18 protein-coding genes are annotated in these 14,334 nt (G+C 46.1%); 15 read left to right on the top strand and 3 right to left on the bottom strand.

Translation table 11 applies throughout. The annotated features are described in order from the left end of the window. The first annotated feature begins 155 nt into the window (after positions 1 to 155). The 4 genes from RBK99_RS00795 to RBK99_RS00810 all read left to right on the top strand — a co-directional run bounded on the left by RBK99_RS00795 (position 156) and on the right by RBK99_RS00810 (position 2,455). Positions 156 to 857, top strand: coding sequence for an RHS repeat-associated core domain-containing protein (locus tag RBK99_RS00795; RefSeq protein ID WP_317502746.1), 702 nt, complete (start codon positions 156 to 158; stop codon positions 855 to 857). A gap of 3 nt (positions 858 to 860) precedes the next feature. Beyond that, the gene (locus RBK99_RS00800; protein ID WP_317502747.1) at positions 861 to 1,250 is read left to right on the top strand and encodes a hypothetical protein; all 390 of its coding nucleotides are present in this window, start codon (positions 861 to 863) and stop codon (positions 1,248 to 1,250) included. A 155-nt stretch (positions 1,251 to 1,405) separates the two neighbouring features. Then, the gene (locus tag RBK99_RS00805) at positions 1,406 to 2,029 is read left to right on the top strand and encodes an RHS repeat-associated core domain-containing protein (RefSeq protein WP_317502748.1); all 624 of its coding nucleotides are present in this window, start codon (positions 1,406 to 1,408) and stop codon (positions 2,027 to 2,029) included. Beyond that, positions 2,030 to 2,455, top strand: coding sequence for a hypothetical protein (locus RBK99_RS00810; RefSeq protein WP_317502749.1), 426 nt, complete (start codon positions 2,030 to 2,032; stop codon positions 2,453 to 2,455). Between the two features lie 73 nt (positions 2,456 to 2,528). Here RBK99_RS00810 and RBK99_RS00815 read toward each other — a convergent pair whose 3' ends face one another. After that, positions 2,529 to 2,828 (bottom strand): hypothetical protein, encoded by a 300-nt coding sequence (locus tag RBK99_RS00815; protein ID WP_317502750.1) that lies wholly within the window; start codon positions 2,826 to 2,828, stop codon positions 2,529 to 2,531. Between the two features lie 263 nt (positions 2,829 to 3,091). On the opposite strand from RBK99_RS00815, the gene RBK99_RS00820 reads away from it, so the two are divergent. Next, a complete protein-coding gene (locus tag RBK99_RS00820) occupies positions 3,092 to 3,769 on the top strand; it encodes a hypothetical protein (RefSeq protein ID WP_317502751.1) in 678 nt (225 codons plus the stop codon). 4 nt (positions 3,770 to 3,773) lie between these two features. Here RBK99_RS00820 and RBK99_RS00825 read toward each other — a convergent pair whose 3' ends face one another. Further along, positions 3,774 to 5,015 carry a DEAD/DEAH box helicase gene (locus RBK99_RS00825; protein WP_317502752.1) on the bottom strand — a complete coding sequence of 414 codons (1,242 nt, stop codon included), beginning with the start codon at positions 5,013 to 5,015 and terminating at the stop codon, positions 3,774 to 3,776. A gap of 754 nt (positions 5,016 to 5,769) precedes the next feature. Between RBK99_RS00825 and RBK99_RS00830 the strand changes: the two genes are divergently transcribed. The 5 genes from RBK99_RS00830 to RBK99_RS00850 all read left to right on the top strand — a co-directional run bounded on the left by RBK99_RS00830 (position 5,770) and on the right by RBK99_RS00850 (position 10,638). Beyond that, positions 5,770 to 6,321 carry a hypothetical protein gene (locus RBK99_RS00830; protein ID WP_317502753.1) on the top strand — a complete coding sequence of 184 codons (552 nt, stop codon included), beginning with the start codon at positions 5,770 to 5,772 and terminating at the stop codon, positions 6,319 to 6,321. A 130-nt stretch (positions 6,322 to 6,451) separates the two neighbouring features. Continuing rightward, a complete protein-coding gene (locus RBK99_RS00835) occupies positions 6,452 to 7,345 on the top strand; it encodes a hypothetical protein (protein ID WP_317502754.1) in 894 nt (297 codons plus the stop codon). A gap of 173 nt (positions 7,346 to 7,518) precedes the next feature. Next, on the top strand, positions 7,519 to 8,766 hold the full coding sequence (locus RBK99_RS00840; protein WP_317502755.1) for an acyl-CoA dehydrogenase family protein: 1,248 nt from the start codon (positions 7,519 to 7,521) through the stop codon (positions 8,764 to 8,766). Then, a complete protein-coding gene (locus tag RBK99_RS00845; protein WP_317502756.1) occupies positions 8,759 to 9,841 on the top strand; it encodes a phosphotransferase family protein in 1,083 nt (360 codons plus the stop codon). The genes RBK99_RS00840 and RBK99_RS00845 overlap by 8 nt, the downstream gene beginning before the upstream one ends. Before the next feature lie 26 nt (positions 9,842 to 9,867). Further along, a complete protein-coding gene (locus RBK99_RS00850) occupies positions 9,868 to 10,638 on the top strand; it encodes an SDR family oxidoreductase (protein WP_317502757.1) in 771 nt (256 codons plus the stop codon). 7 nt (positions 10,639 to 10,645) lie between these two features. Here RBK99_RS00850 and RBK99_RS00855 read toward each other — a convergent pair whose 3' ends face one another. Continuing rightward, a complete protein-coding gene (locus tag RBK99_RS00855; RefSeq protein WP_317502758.1) occupies positions 10,646 to 11,104 on the bottom strand; it encodes a hypothetical protein in 459 nt (152 codons plus the stop codon). 77 nt (positions 11,105 to 11,181) lie between these two features. On the opposite strand from RBK99_RS00855, the gene RBK99_RS00860 reads away from it, so the two are divergent. Genes RBK99_RS00860 through RBK99_RS00880 form a run of 5 tightly spaced genes read left to right on the top strand, consistent with a single transcriptional unit; the run spans position 11,182 to position 14,289 of the window. Next, positions 11,182 to 11,442: a hypothetical protein gene (locus tag RBK99_RS00860; protein WP_317502759.1), complete on the top strand. Its 261-nt coding sequence runs from the start codon at positions 11,182 to 11,184 to the stop codon at positions 11,440 to 11,442. A gap of 11 nt (positions 11,443 to 11,453) precedes the next feature. Then, the gene (locus RBK99_RS00865; protein ID WP_317502760.1) at positions 11,454 to 11,858 is read left to right on the top strand and encodes a hypothetical protein; all 405 of its coding nucleotides are present in this window, start codon (positions 11,454 to 11,456) and stop codon (positions 11,856 to 11,858) included. Next, the gene (locus tag RBK99_RS00870; RefSeq protein WP_317502761.1) at positions 11,855 to 12,619 is read left to right on the top strand and encodes a 5-oxoprolinase subunit PxpA; all 765 of its coding nucleotides are present in this window, start codon (positions 11,855 to 11,857) and stop codon (positions 12,617 to 12,619) included. Before RBK99_RS00865 ends, RBK99_RS00870 begins: the two co-directional genes overlap by 4 nt. 3 nt (positions 12,620 to 12,622) lie before the next feature. Continuing rightward, positions 12,623 to 13,336, top strand: a complete 714-nt coding sequence (gene pxpB, locus RBK99_RS00875; protein ID WP_317502762.1) for a 5-oxoprolinase subunit PxpB — start codon at positions 12,623 to 12,625, stop codon at positions 13,334 to 13,336. Next, on the top strand, positions 13,333 to 14,289 hold the full coding sequence (locus RBK99_RS00880) for a 5-oxoprolinase subunit C family protein (protein WP_317502763.1): 957 nt from the start codon (positions 13,333 to 13,335) through the stop codon (positions 14,287 to 14,289). The genes pxpB and RBK99_RS00880 overlap by 4 nt, the downstream gene beginning before the upstream one ends. Positions 14,290 to 14,334: the final 45 nt, after the last annotated feature.

Consider the following 14,334-nt stretch of genomic DNA (forward strand, 5'->3'; position numbering starts at 1 on the left):
CTAAAGCCAATTTAGCTTAAGTTACAATACTGCGGGTCAATTAACTAGTATCGGTTCGAACCGTTACGAATATGATGTCCCTCGGACATCGTCTAGTGATCGGTTCAGGGAGTACTGAGCGACTAACTGTGTACAGCCGCGAAGGTACGCTTTTAATGACCGAAATTAACGGTAAAAGTAGCTATAAAATATTGCTTGATGGCGAAGCCGTTGCTCAAGTGGGTGATACAAATAGTCCATCGAATAAACAAGGCTACACCGGCCATGTTGGCGATGATACCGGCTTAGTTTATATGCAGGCACGATACTATGATCCAGTGATAGGTCGCTTCTACTCCAATGATCCTGTTGGATTTACAGGTGAAATTGACACTTTCAATCGATATTCATATGTGGCAAACAATCCATATAAGTATACTGACCCCACAGGTGAAGAAAAAATATCCTTGGGATTAACCGGTGAAGCAATGCTATTTGCTGGAGCCAGAGTAGGCTTTTCGGTAAGTTTTGACACTGAAACTCTAGAGGTTGGTGCGGCGTATACGGCTGGGCCTAGGCTAGGAATCGGGGTTGGAGTAAAGCCTAGTTTGACTGTTGAGCAGAGCGGTGAAATTGCCCAAGACTCTTCTAAATCCGAAATTGCGGTGACTGCTGATGTAACTGTTGGTGCGATTTCCTATGGAGGAGAAGTAATGTCGGAGAACACCCTTAATGGAGATGTTAAAAACCAAGCTAGCTTTGACGAGCCCAATGGAAAAGTCGGCTTGGCTGCCTCGGTAGGTGTTGAGTTTAAAGGAGAAGTAACTTCCGACGCTGTCAAACAGGCAGTAGACAAAATAAAGAAAACTTTTGAGTAATGTATGACTATCAAAAATAAAGAAACTTTAAATTTTTATACTGAAGCCCCTGCAAGATTAGTGATTTTCTCGTTCTTTTCGGCTGGGGTGTATAATATGTACTACTTTTACAAAAATTTTTTGAAAAATAGTGACGCCTCGTCGCAATTGGTACTAATTGCAAAATCAATCCTGTATCCGTTTTTCTGCTTTGGATTGTTAAAAAAAGCGAGTGCAAATACTGGAGATGATTCCAAATCTAGCGTAAAAGTTGTGCTTTTGTGGGGGACGCTTTTCATTTTTGTTTATGCAGGTGGATTGTTGCAAGGCGATTTAAAATATCTAGCTTTCACTACATTTATCCCCCTACTTGGTATCAATTTCCTATTTAAGCGTGCAAACTCGCGGATATAAATAAATCAAATTGAATCCAAAGCCTCGCCCTCGCGGGGCTTTGTTTTTGGTGCTCAATTGGAGAGGCATCGAGAACTAGACTATACTGCTAAGAGATTGGATTAACGTAAATTTTTTTTACTATGCACTATGGATCGTACTGTCGATTAATGTATATGCAGGCACGATACTATGATCCGGTGATTGGGCGATTTTATTCGAATGATCCGTTGAATACGCTCGGTCATTTGAGAAAAGGTGATATTCACGGGTTTAATCGTTATTCATACGCTAATAACAATCCCTATAAATATGTAGACCCAGATGGTTTTGATTCTTTCTTAGTAAGTAGACCTTTGAACGGCATTTTGGGTAGCGCAGGAAACCATAATTTTATTGTTCATGATGCAGACTTCTTGGGTGATCCGAATGGTATCGTAAGATCTTATGGTGATGTAGGGAACGATACCATGGGAGAGGTAAATGCAACTACAGAAGGTTTTTCAGCAGGAACTTTTCAGACTGATTCAGCTGCTTGGCAAAGTCTGAGTCAAGATGGCTCTGATTCCACGTTTAGGCAAATAGATGCGCCCGATAATGAAGTAGCGTCATTAGCTGATTCAGTTAAGGGCGGTCAAGAGTATAGTGCAGTCCCAATTATCCAAGGTGGTGTAAACAGTAATTCAGCAGCGGGTGCAATAGCGCACAGAGCTGATGGAGGTTCTGCGAAGGTAGACAATGGAGCTAATCAACCGGGTGCAAATCAGCATAACAGAGTCGAATTTAGGGAGGAGCACTAAATGTCAATAAAAGGATTAGTAATTGGATTAGTTATTATCATTCTAGCCTACCCGATATATCTTTGGGCCACTTACATCAACGATACATTAACTTCTGGTTCTGGGTATGGTTTTAAAATTGGTGATACAAAGAAAGAGATTTATGACCGATTGGATGTTGCTTTTGGGGAGCTTGCTGGGAATAAGCAAGGGGTTTTTATACAAATCAAATCTAATCCAGAAATGGAACAATTTTTGGCAACCGAAAGTGGTTTCGATGTAATGATAAGTCCACTTTTTCATAATGTTGGGTTTGTTCAATTTGAGAAAAAGGATCTTTGGCAGTTTTATATAGGTGCATCTTATTTCAACACACTAAAATTAGAGTTTTGTGACGGAAAACTTTGCCGTATCCATCGCCATAGACAGTATTTCGAATTACCTTAAACACTGATTTTTGAATCCAAAGCCTCGCCCTCGCGGGGCTTTTTTTGCTCGCATCAAGGCAAGTGGTCGCTGTTCAATATTCAGATGAGGCGGTGCAAGGTTTGGTGTCAATGCAATGCTTGGTGGCAAAAGCCATCAGTTTCTTATCGTAAAAGTTCATATCCCGTTGGTAACGGCAGAAGAATGTTATGGCGGCATTCTCTTCATCATAGATAGCCCGAATATCGTTTTCCCCGGCATCAACCGAGAAAGAACCATCGTCTAATTGGTAAGCAGCTTGTCCGCCAACAAAGCATTCTTGCGTAAGCGACGTAAGCACGTTTTCCACCTGCTCTGGCTTCACAAGCTTAAATTGGGTGCGGCAATAAGGCATGACTAAGGTCTCTTTTTGTACTTATGCTTGAGTATAGCAGAAGGGAATATTGCTCGGTGGGTATGCGGAGCTTTTGGAACATTCTGTGAGCGAGACGGAACACGCTAATGAGTCTTGCCGGAACATTTGAAGAGTTCAGGTGAACGTTTTCATGAGCGTAATCAGTGTGCCATTTGGATGGTAATTTACATTTATTAGTGAAATGCTAGTTAAGCTAATACATATTGGGAAGTGAAAGCGACTTCTTTCAATGAGGAACGAAAATGGAATTTTCTATAAAGCTCAATAAGCTACATACAATTTTGATTGCTACTATTATTAGCTTTGCAATTGCGTTTACCAAATACAACTTTGAAGCTAACCTGACGGACATTGTTATCGACGCTCAGGCTGGTATTGTTGTTGTCTTCGCGTTCATTACTAGTGCGATACTCTGGGCACTATTAACCTTATCAATTTATAAACTCATTAGAGCATCTATCAATGCGGAGCGGGTAAAAGTAATTAGCTACGCCTTAATAACCGCTATTCTGATGTGTCTTGCCGCGTACTCGGTCGGAAGCTCTGTTGAGAAGAAAAATGCACTTTTGGACTCCGCTAATCCTGCAACTCAGCCAGAAAGGTTGAGAGAACTCGTCGGTTTTCAATCAGGCTTCGGCTACGAGATAGACAACAGGATCGCGAGAAACCCTTCTACACCAAGGGATGTTCTTGAATCGCTATATGCTATTCAAGGTCAAGTTGGAACTGATTTTAGCTTAGCCAGCAATCCGAATACACCGAATGATATTCTCATAAAGCTTTCAAAATATAGCGACAACGCCTGGAGAGACTATATTTTAAGTAGCTTAGAACGTAATCCAAAAGTTAAACGTAATAAACTGTACTTTGATCAATCAATGGTTCTTCATGAGACGACACCGTCAGAATTGAGTAATTAGCCTTTCAATTACTCTTTTTTCGACTCGCATCACGACCTTTGTTTCCACTGCGGTCTGCAGGCTTACGCGGTGGGCGCTGGCCTCGCGTAGGTGCAGGCGTTTTACCGGTGAGTTCAACATCGGCAAAGCCTTCCAATTTACGTCGTTCAATAGGCTGGTCTATCAGTTTTTCAATGGCTTTCAGAAGCTTAAACTCTTCATCCATTACCAATGAAATGGCGTGGCCAACCTGGCCTGCACGACCGGTGCGGCCAATGCGGTGCACGTAGTCTTCAGCCACCTGTGGTAAGTCGTAATTGATCACGTAGGGCAGTTTGTCGATGTCTATGCCCCGGGCGGCGATGTCGGTCGCGACAAGCACTTGCACGTTGCCGGCTTTAAAGTCGGCCAATGCCTTGGTGCGGGCACCCTGACTTTTATTGCCGTGAATAGCAGCGGCAGAGAAGTCGCCTTTATCAAGCTGCTTCACTAAACGGTTACAACCGTGTTTGGTGCGTGAAAACACAAGCACCTGCGGTAAGTTGAGGTCTCGCAGTATTTGCATGAGCATGCGCGGCTTTTCGCTCTTCTCTGCCGCATACATGATTTGCTCGATACGCTCCGCTGTAGAGTTTGGCGGTGCCACGGAAATTTCTACCGGACTGTGCACCAGGCTTTTAGCCAGGGTCCGAATGTCATCGGAAAACGTTGCTGAGAACATGAGTGTCTGGCGCTTAGCCGGCAACAACTTAATAATTTTCTTAATGTCGTGAATGAATCCCATGTCGAGCATGCGGTCGGCTTCATCGAGCACCAATACTTCTAATTTCGGGAAGCGAACGGCGTTCTGCTGGTAAAGGTCTAGCAAGCGGCCTGGTGTGGCGACCAGAATATCAACGCCTTTGCGAAGCTTCATCATCTGCGGATTAATTTTCACACCACCAAACACAACCGCGTAATTTAAGGGCAGGCCAGCGCCGTAGGTCGCAACACTTTCACCCACCTGAGCAGCTAATTCGCGAGTGGGCGTTAGAATAAGAACCCGCGCTGTGTTGGCCTTGGCGCGCTCGTTACTTTTCAGCCTTTCTAATATCGGTAAGGTAAAGCCTGCGGTTTTACCTGTGCCTGTTTGTGCCGCGGCCATAACGTCATTACCCGCGAGTACAGGCGGAATTGCTTGCGCTTGAATGGGCGTTGGTTCGGTATAACCCTGACGTGACAGGGCGGCAAGAATTTCAGGGCAAAGTCCGAGTTCAGAAAAAGTCATGTATTAATGCGCAACTTAATAGTGATAAGAGTGTGCATTCTACCTCATGGACGGGTTACTTGGTAAGGCCTGGCTTTATGTGTCATTCTTTCTGTTATCTAAACATTAGTTGGGCGATGTCCGCTCTTGGTGCAGCCAGACCGCTGTGAGCGAGGACTGAACACCGCCTGAGATAGGAACCTTCCTAAGCTCTGCTTATTCTTAGCAGGCTTATATAGCTAATAAAAGCAGCCATAAGCAGCCAAAACACGACTATAGAGAACCAAACCACGGGGGAGGCCTGACTAACACCCCATTCGTTAAAAGTTATCTGACTTTGAGTGAAGAGTGATGCCATACCAATATACTGAAGTGGGATGTTCGCCCACAGTAACGATGCCAAAATGATAGGGAAGATATCTAATTTAAGGAAAGCCATAAGCGACATTAGTAATGGAGGAAGGTTTAAAAAGATACCTACTGTTACGGTTCTTAGAAGAAGTTGTTTCACGGACTTATCCTGTTGAAAAAAATCACTAAAACGATAGGCGCTAAATGAAGTGTTGTAAACTGATATCGAAAGTTCAATGATCCTTGCTAAGATAGATTTATTGGAGAATATTTATCACTTATGATGGTGAGTATACAGAGTCAGCTCTCCTAAGAGCTGCTGGACAGTTGGGCTTCCCAACCTATTTCGTGCTGAACCAGAATAGAGAAGTCACCGGTATTTATGTAGGCAATCAAGAATTAAAGCTGTGGCTGGAAAAGCAACATGATTAACTGGGAACAACCCTGGCAGTTGCTGAACTCCACGGTTAATTATTTTTCTTATTGCCGTATTTTTAAGGAGGAAAAGATGAAGAAAATTCTGGGTATCGTGACCGTTGCGCTTTTGAGCGGGTGTACATCGATGAATTACTCAAACGTGAATAATAGCCAAGCCGTCATTAGTAATCTGAAAGTGTCTGAACTGGGTAAAGCTGGAACGAAAAAGCACCAGTTAGATGTAAAATTTGATTATAGCATCAAGGACTACAAAGAGCTTACCAATCTGTATCACTGCTCAGTCTTGTTTGCGACCGGAAAAAATCAACTGGTGACCACGACTAAAGAAAAAGCTCCTTGCAAGATTGACTCAAAAAACGGTTCTGTATCAATTAAGTGGACTACTCCTTTATCAACGAGTGGGGCTTATTCAAAGGAACAGTTGAGTAAAATGCAATTGCCACTTAGATATCACATAGCTATTCATCAGAAGAAGAAAAAAACTACAAGTGTAATTATTGGTATGAGTGAGCCTCTTTATCTTGCACCAAAAATGTAACGAATATATGGAGAATGCGCTGGAGCACTGAGACCTAAAAATGTAGGCGACTTCAACATTTTCTACTGCGCTAGTGCTTTGGATACGCATTCGTTACCCTTAGTGTTCACGTCACCAAAGGATTACAAGGATGAATAAAAAAAAGGGGCTGATGTTACTGGTTTTGACATGGGTAATTATCGGTTGTTCGTCTACTCCGGATAAGCAGCAGATAACGAGTCATCAAAGTGGCAGCTATAGTGCTTCACCACTACAAAAGCTAGGTATGAAACCTGGCGTTTATCAGGGGTTTATTCGAATTGGCGAAGAGTTTCGTGTCGTTCAGTTGCGCGAAAGCGGTCAGCATGCGATCTATAAAATGAAGCTTGCCCGAGGTTTAACTGCTGCAAAGCGTTATACTTTTACCAATGACGATATGCAGTGTGATGCTTTTCAGTGTGCAGTCAGGCGACAAGCGACGTCCCCTGATGAGCCCGCGCGTCTCATGTTTTATATTCAGCGCGCGATGACAGGTTTTCAAGTCGTTGAGGTATCACTCGATAACGCTGGGGGTATTGTGCTGGCTGCCCCTTTTAAAATTAATGAGCGCTATTCGGGATCCGCCGCCAGGGCATTTTTAACATTTTATGGCGATATGTTGCGTGATGCTTATCAGGCAGGGCCCGAAAAGCTATTTGGTGAAGATCGAAGTCTATGGCTGGGTGTTAAAGAGGGAGACTATTTCTCGACACTGCAATCATTGGATTTCAAAGCCAACGGTACCGTCACTTGGCGTCGTTATGCTGATGTTGCAAGTGATAACTTAAAGGCGTTTGAACTCTCAGCCGAACAGGTAACAAAGACTGAGCAAGGATATCGTTTGACGGTAGATAATCTCTCGGGAACCACCACGGTAGAGCTTCTCGAGTTGCGCCGCGGGAAGCTCGAGGGAACAATTACAGAGCATCATGCTGATGGTTCGGTCTTTAAAGTTTCTAAAGTTGAGTTCCTTCGGGTTAACCCCATTCCACCGCGTTCGAGGTAGTCGTAAATAATAAATCCAGCTTGTCCATGGCGGTGTGTTTTAGGCTCGTGATTAATAGGCCTGTCATTAGTAAGAGTGGGAGACGCTAACTATGCAGGAGCTAACCTCTCTGGTTGTACCACCAGCACGTTCAAGTCTACAATGCAGTTAACTATTCGTTGGGAGTGGGTGTTATGGACTTTTCCTACAGTGCGAAAACAAAGGATTATCTGGCGCGGCTGAATGCCTTTATGGTGGAGTCTATTGAGCCGTATGAAGACCAGTACCAGAAAGAAAATTATAGGCTGAATAGTTCACCTAACTGGCGTGAGTGGCAGGTGCCCCCACGGGTGGCTGAGTTTAAAAAACAGGCAAAAGAGCAGGGGCTCTGGAACTTGTTTTTGCCGGACGAAAAGCTTGGCGCTGGGCTAAGTACGCTGGAATACGCGCCACTTGCTGAGCGCATGGGCCGCAGCCTGCTGGCGCCGGAAATCTTTAACTGCAATGCGCCTGACACAGGCAATATGGAAGTGCTGTATCACTTTGGTGATGACCAACAGCAAGAGCAGTGGTTAACGCCGCTGCTGAAGGGCGATATCCGTTCCGTATTTTGTATGACAGAGCCTGATGTCGCGTCCTCCGATGCCACCAATATGCAAACCACCATTAAGGCCGACGGCTCCGACTGGGTGATTAATGGTCGCAAATGGTGGAGTACCGGTTTAGGCCACCCCGACGCTGAAATTGCCATTGTTATGGGCTTAACCGACGAGGATGCCGAAAAGCATTATCGTCACTCCATGGTATTAGTGCCTTTAAATACGCCGGGCGTAAGCATTGAGCGCATGCTGCCAGCCCTTGGCGAATATGACGCGCCTTATGGTCATGGTGAGGTGGTGTTCGACAACGTTCGTGTACCCAAAGAGAACATCATTGTTGGCCCCGGTGCCGGCTTCAAAATTGCGCAGGGACGTTTAGGCCCAGGCCGTATTCACCATTGTATGCGTGCTATTGGCGCAGCAGAGCGAGCGCTGGAGCTGTTCATTGAGCGGGGTACTTCGCGTATTGCTTTTGGCGAGCCTCTATTAAATCTGGGTGGTAACAGTGAGCGTTTGGCTGATATGCGTGTGGCTATTGATCAGGCTCGTCTATTGACCCTGCACGCCGCTTGGCAAATTGATAACGTCGGTGCCATGAGGGCCATCAAAGAAATATCGGCGATTAAGTTGGTAGCACCGACTGTGCTTCAAAACGTGGTGGATGAAACTATGCAGTTGTTCGGTGGGGCATCCATGTGTCATGACACGCCGTTACCGGGGTTATTAACTGTAGCCCGCTCGCTGCGCATTGCGGATGGACCTGACGCTGTGCACCGTGCGACCATAGCAAAAACAGAGTTAAAAAAATGGGAAAAACAATGGAAAGGGCGCGCCAATGACTGAAGCATCTGCGGTTACTGATCAGGCCGTTGAGGTAAGAGAAGAAGAAGCACTGCCAATAGAGGCGCTGGATAACTGGCTAGCAGAAAACATAGGTAATGAATTGCCCGAAGAGCGTGGTGAACTGCGCGTCACCCAATACAATGGGGGCGTTTCAAACTGGACCTATCGTTTAGATTATAATGGCCTTGCGCTGGTTTTGCGTCGCCCACCCGAGGGTACTAAGGCTAAATCAGCGCACGATATGGGGCGTGAATACCGTCTGCAGAAACGTTTGCGACCGTCTTTCCCTCATGTACCCAGAATGTTGGCGCACTGCAAAGACGAGTCAATCATTGGGGCTGAGTTTTATGTGATGGAGCACATTACTGGCATTATCCCGCGCCGGCGTTTTCCGAAAGGTTTGGAGCTTTCTTCCGAACAGGCACGTCAATTATGCACCAATGCACTGGACAGACTGATTGAACTGCACCAGGTGGATTTAGACAGCACAGGTCTGCGCAAAATAGCCAAAGGCAAAGGCTATACCGAGCGGCAGGTAAACGGTTGGTGTGGCCGTTATGAAAAAGCCAAAACCTGGAATGTGTTTGGGGCAGGTTCAGTTATGCGCTGGCTACAGGAAAATCAGCCAAAGAATGAGGCTATCTGCCTGGTACATAACGATTTTCGTTTAGACAACCTGATTCTTAACCCAGAAGACCCAACGGACATTATTGGTATTCTGGACTGGGAACTAGCGACCTTGGGCAACCCGTTAATGGACTTAGGAAACTCGCTGGCGTACTGGATAGAGGCCGGCGATGACAAGGTCGCGCGAGCGACCAAACGTCAACCCAGCGATTATCCGGGCATGCTAACCCGCAAAGAAATTATCAACTATTACTGCGAGCAAACTGGCACCGATGCGAAAGACTTTGCTTTTTACGAAGTGTTTGGCTTGTTCCGTTTGGCTGTTATAGCACAGCAAATTTATTATCGGTATCACCATAAGCAGACCACCAATAAAGCCTTTAAGAACTTTTGGTTTTTGGTGAACTATTTGCTGTGGCGCTGCCGCCGTCGTATTGCTAGAGCCTAAAAACATGAATAAAAGAGAATTAAAAAATGTCTCAAGACCGTAAAAATATTTTAATTACCGGTGCCAGTTCAGGCCTCGGGCAGGGCATGGCGCGGGAGTTTGCTGCTCAAGGTAAGAGTTTATGCCTGTGCGCCCGCCGGCTAGACAGGCTGGAAGAATTGAAAGCAGAACTCGAGGGTAAGCATTCCGATATAACCGTCAGTATTAAAACTCTGGATGTAAACCAGCACCAGGACGTATTCCGTGTGTTTCAGGAATTTAAACAAGAGCTGGGGGAAATTGACCGTTTTATCATTAATGCCGGCATGGGCAAAGGTGCAGCTTTAGGTACTGGCTACTTCGAGGCCAATAAAGCCACGGCGGAAACCAATTTTGTAGCGGCTCTGGCGCAATGCGAAGCGGCTATGGAAATTCTGCGCGAACAAAAACAGGGACACCTGGTGACCATTTCGTCCATGAGTGCGTTCCGCGGTATGCCACGGGCTATGACCGTGTATGCGGCAACCAAAGCGGGCCTGGCGTCTTTAACTGAAGGCATTCGGGCGGACTTAATGAAAACTTATGGCAGCAACAGTCCAATAAAGGTTTCAACCATTTATCCGGGCTACATACGCTCTGAAATTAATGAAAAAGTGAAAAATACCCCGTTCATGGTAGACACGGAAACGGGGTGCCGACTGTTGGCTGAAGCCATCAATAAAGAGCCGGTAAAAGCGTATGTTCCGCGCTGGCCCTGGGCACTGATGGCATTTTTAATGAAACGCCTGCCGCTAAAATGGGTGTTAAAGCTGGCTTAACCTGCTTTCATTGTTCGGCGCCATTACACATTGCGTCACCGGTGGTCGATACCTGCACCGACAGGGACTGACTCACACCGTTGGCGTCCGTAAACAAGAATACCGGTTCAACCAAGTTCATATCGCCACGGCTACCGTCGTGGTTTATGTCCAGCTGTTGGTCGTTTAAGGTCAATTTCAGGCAACCATCGTGTTCTGTGGTGAGTATGCGTTGCCATTTCTCAATGCGGGGTTCGTAAAGCCATACCTCGTGACCCTGCCATTGTGCATCGCTGCCGCGCTTACACCAGTAAGAATGGGCCTCTAAGGAGCCATCGCCATTGTTTACTAACTGCTGAATGTCGCAATCCTCTTCACTGGGCAAATCAGGCTGCATGGTGGTCTTTTGGTAAACGACAGCGCTACCCAGAATAATCACAACAGTAATAATTATGGCGCTTAGGCCTAGTAAAATTCGTTTTAACATATGGCTCCAGAACCTGATACAGTATAAATTCTTAGTATAATGACAATAACGATAAGAACAATGACTTGGGGGTAAGTATGTGGCAACGTGTTTTGGCAATACTGATTCTTATTGCTGGCCTTTTAATGGCTGTGTTGGGGGTGGTGAGCGATAATGACACCAATGTCAGGTTGTCGGGTGCTGTTCTGATGTTGATCGGTATCATCTGGCTTTATAAACAACCCACGTTACAATCGCTCAACCGTACTGATAAACCTGTTTTGAAGTGGTATCAGTCACCTATTCTTTGGGTGCCGGTTATTGCAATCATTTTCTTTATTATTAGCCTATTTATGTAGGAACAGAATTAATGAATATAGCGAAACGAATTGTTATTTTAGCTGGCGCTGTCGGGCTGTTTTTTTATACCGCAGAGCAGGAAGAGCTGATTACGCTGATAGCGAACTTTGATCTGAGCTGGTACAAATTAGGTGTTCCCATTGCCTGGGGCCTTGTTCTTGGTGGGCTGGGAGCCTTGCTTAGACTGCGATCACTGATTTCCTGGATGGGGCCGGTGACCTTGGTCGCCAGTGCTATTACGACCATGGGATTGATAGGGGCTGTAGCTGTGTTTGCAAAACACCAACTGGTGGTACTTTGTTTGCCGCCATTACAGTTAGCCTCTGTGGGCATTGGATTGTATTTGTTTGGTGTAGGCCTGACCAAGTTAATGGGTGACATTGAAGCCAGAAAATCTGAAAAAGGTAAAGAATGAGTCGTCGAATCACATTAAACAGTGATATTGGTGAAAGTTTTGGCGCCTGGACAATGGGGGCAGATGACCTAATTATGCCTCACATTGACTGCGCTAATGTGGCGTGTGGTTTTCATGCGTCGGACCCTCTTACCATGCTGAAAACGGTGAAGTTGGCTAAACAGCATAATGTGACCATAGGAGCTCACCCGGCTTACCCCGACTTAGTTGGCTTTGGGCGACGGCATATGGCGTTAAAGGCGGACGAGGTCACGGCCTTAATTCAATATCAGGTAGGGGCTTTACAGGGCATTTGTGCCGGGCAGAAAACCACCGTTAGCTATGTTAAGCCACATGGCGCACTTTACGGTGACATGTTGAGTGATGGTCAACAGTTTGACGCGGTCTGCGAAGCTATCGCTGCGCTGCAGAGTGACTATGATACCAGCTTACCGCTAATGGTTATGGCAACGCCCGAGAACGATGCCTGGAGAAGCCGCGCTAAAAAGCTTGATGTGGAACTGTGGTTTGAAGGTTTTGCCGACCGGTCCTATGATGATAACGGGCAGTTGCGTTCCCGAAGTTGTTCCGATGCAGTACACGATGACAATGACGCGATTTACGCTCAGGCTGAAGCTTTTGCCAAGGGGCGACCTATTGAGAGTGTATCCGGTAAGTCGCTACAGATTGAAATCGATTCTCTTTGTGTTCACGGTGATAATCCAAAGACGATAGAAACCGTGGAGAAACTGCGAGATATCGTCCGACAAGCTTATGAATAACTTATGAGTAAAGAGTCTGATACACCAAAACTGGTTTCCGCTGGCGCTGATGCCGTCATAGCCTATTTAGGCGAGGGCATTAGTGTGTCGGTAAACCAACGGGTTCTGGCGGCAGTTAAGGCCGTAGAAGAACAGCTGTCTGACGTTGTGCTGGACTTAGTCCCGTCTTATAACTCCTTAATGGTTTACTACGATGTGTTGAGCATTGATGAGCCAGAGATGCGCGACCGTTTGCAAAAAGTGCTTAAGGGTCTGGCTAGCGATGACAGCGAAAAAGCCGGTAAACGTCACCGTATTCCCGTCTATTATGATGAGAGTGTTGGGCCTGAGTTATCCCGTATTGCTGAAATTAACGACTGTTCAGTGGACGATGTGATAAAAGCACATACAGAACAAACGTATCGGGTCTATGCCATGGGGTTTGCGCCGGGCTTTGCGTATTTAGGCGAAGTGCCAGAAGACATACGAGCGCCGCGTTTAGATAATCCCCGCAAAAAGATTACGGCAGGCAGTGTTGCTATAGCGGAGAGCCAAACAGCGGTCTACCCGTCGGCATCACCTGGTGGGTGGAACATTATTGGCCGGACCTCAACTGAGCTTTATGATCCGTCATCCGGCACTATTAGTCCCTTCAATGTGGGCGATGAAGTGGAGTTTTACTCTGTAGATAAACAAGAGTTTACAGACGAAGGCGGTGACACGGAGGCGTTATCATGATGCGTATTATTGAGCCTGGTATGCGCTCAACGATCCAGGATTTTGGTCGCTTCGGTTATTTGTCTAAAGGTCTGACTCGCGGTGGCCCTATGGATGAACATGCTTTTTTATGGGCAAACCGGTTGCTTGATAATGAATTTAATGCCGCTCAGATTGAGATTACGTTGGGTGGTCTCGAGGTTGAGTTTGGTAAGGATTGCCAGTGTGCAGTGACTGGAGCTGATGTTGAACTTAAGCTGGACGATGAGGTTTTGCAGAATTGGCAGAACTTTAAAGTACGTGCCGGTCAGCGGCTAAAAGTGGGTTTCGCCAGTGCCGGTGTCCGATCATATTTAGCCGTGCAGGGCGGTTTCCAGGTTGAATCTAAGTGGGGCAGTTGCGCCACCGTAACGCGGGATGCTGTTGGCGGCTTGCATGGCGACGGCTCACCCTTGCAGGCGGGTGACGAGGTCGCATTTAATGATAAACAGGACTATGAGATATCGCGACGCGTTAGCTGGGAGTATCGGCCAAATTATGAGAAAACTCCTGTTATTGGCTTAATACCTGGTTTCCAGTACGATGAATTTCCTACCTCGGCTAAAGAAGCTTTTTGCTATGAAGACTACGAAGTAACAAAAGACAGCGACCGCATGGGTATACGCTTGTCCGGTAAAGCCCTGGAATACGACGGCGAAGGTTTGGTGTCAGAAGGGGTTAATGTGGGGTCGGTACAGGTGCCGTCTAATGGCCAGCCCATCATTATGATGCACGATCGTCAAACTCTGGGCGGATACCCAAAGCTGGGAACTATTAATCCTTTTGATTTAGGGCGACTGGCACAATGCCAGCCAGGCCAGACGGTTCGTTTTACGCGTATTGAAGGTAAAGTCGCACAGCAGCAACTACGGCGTTTTTATCAGTTTTTTAATGTTCGCTTACCTTGTCAGGCAGGCGATAACCTGCGATCATAACCGCTTCATTTTATCCGGTGTTGATTTTGTAGCGGAGACAAAAGG

Origin of the sequence: Idiomarina solivarensis, assembly GCF_033052755.1 — a bacterium.
In the GTDB taxonomy this organism is placed as follows: domain Bacteria; phylum Pseudomonadota; class Gammaproteobacteria; order Enterobacterales; family Alteromonadaceae; genus Idiomarina.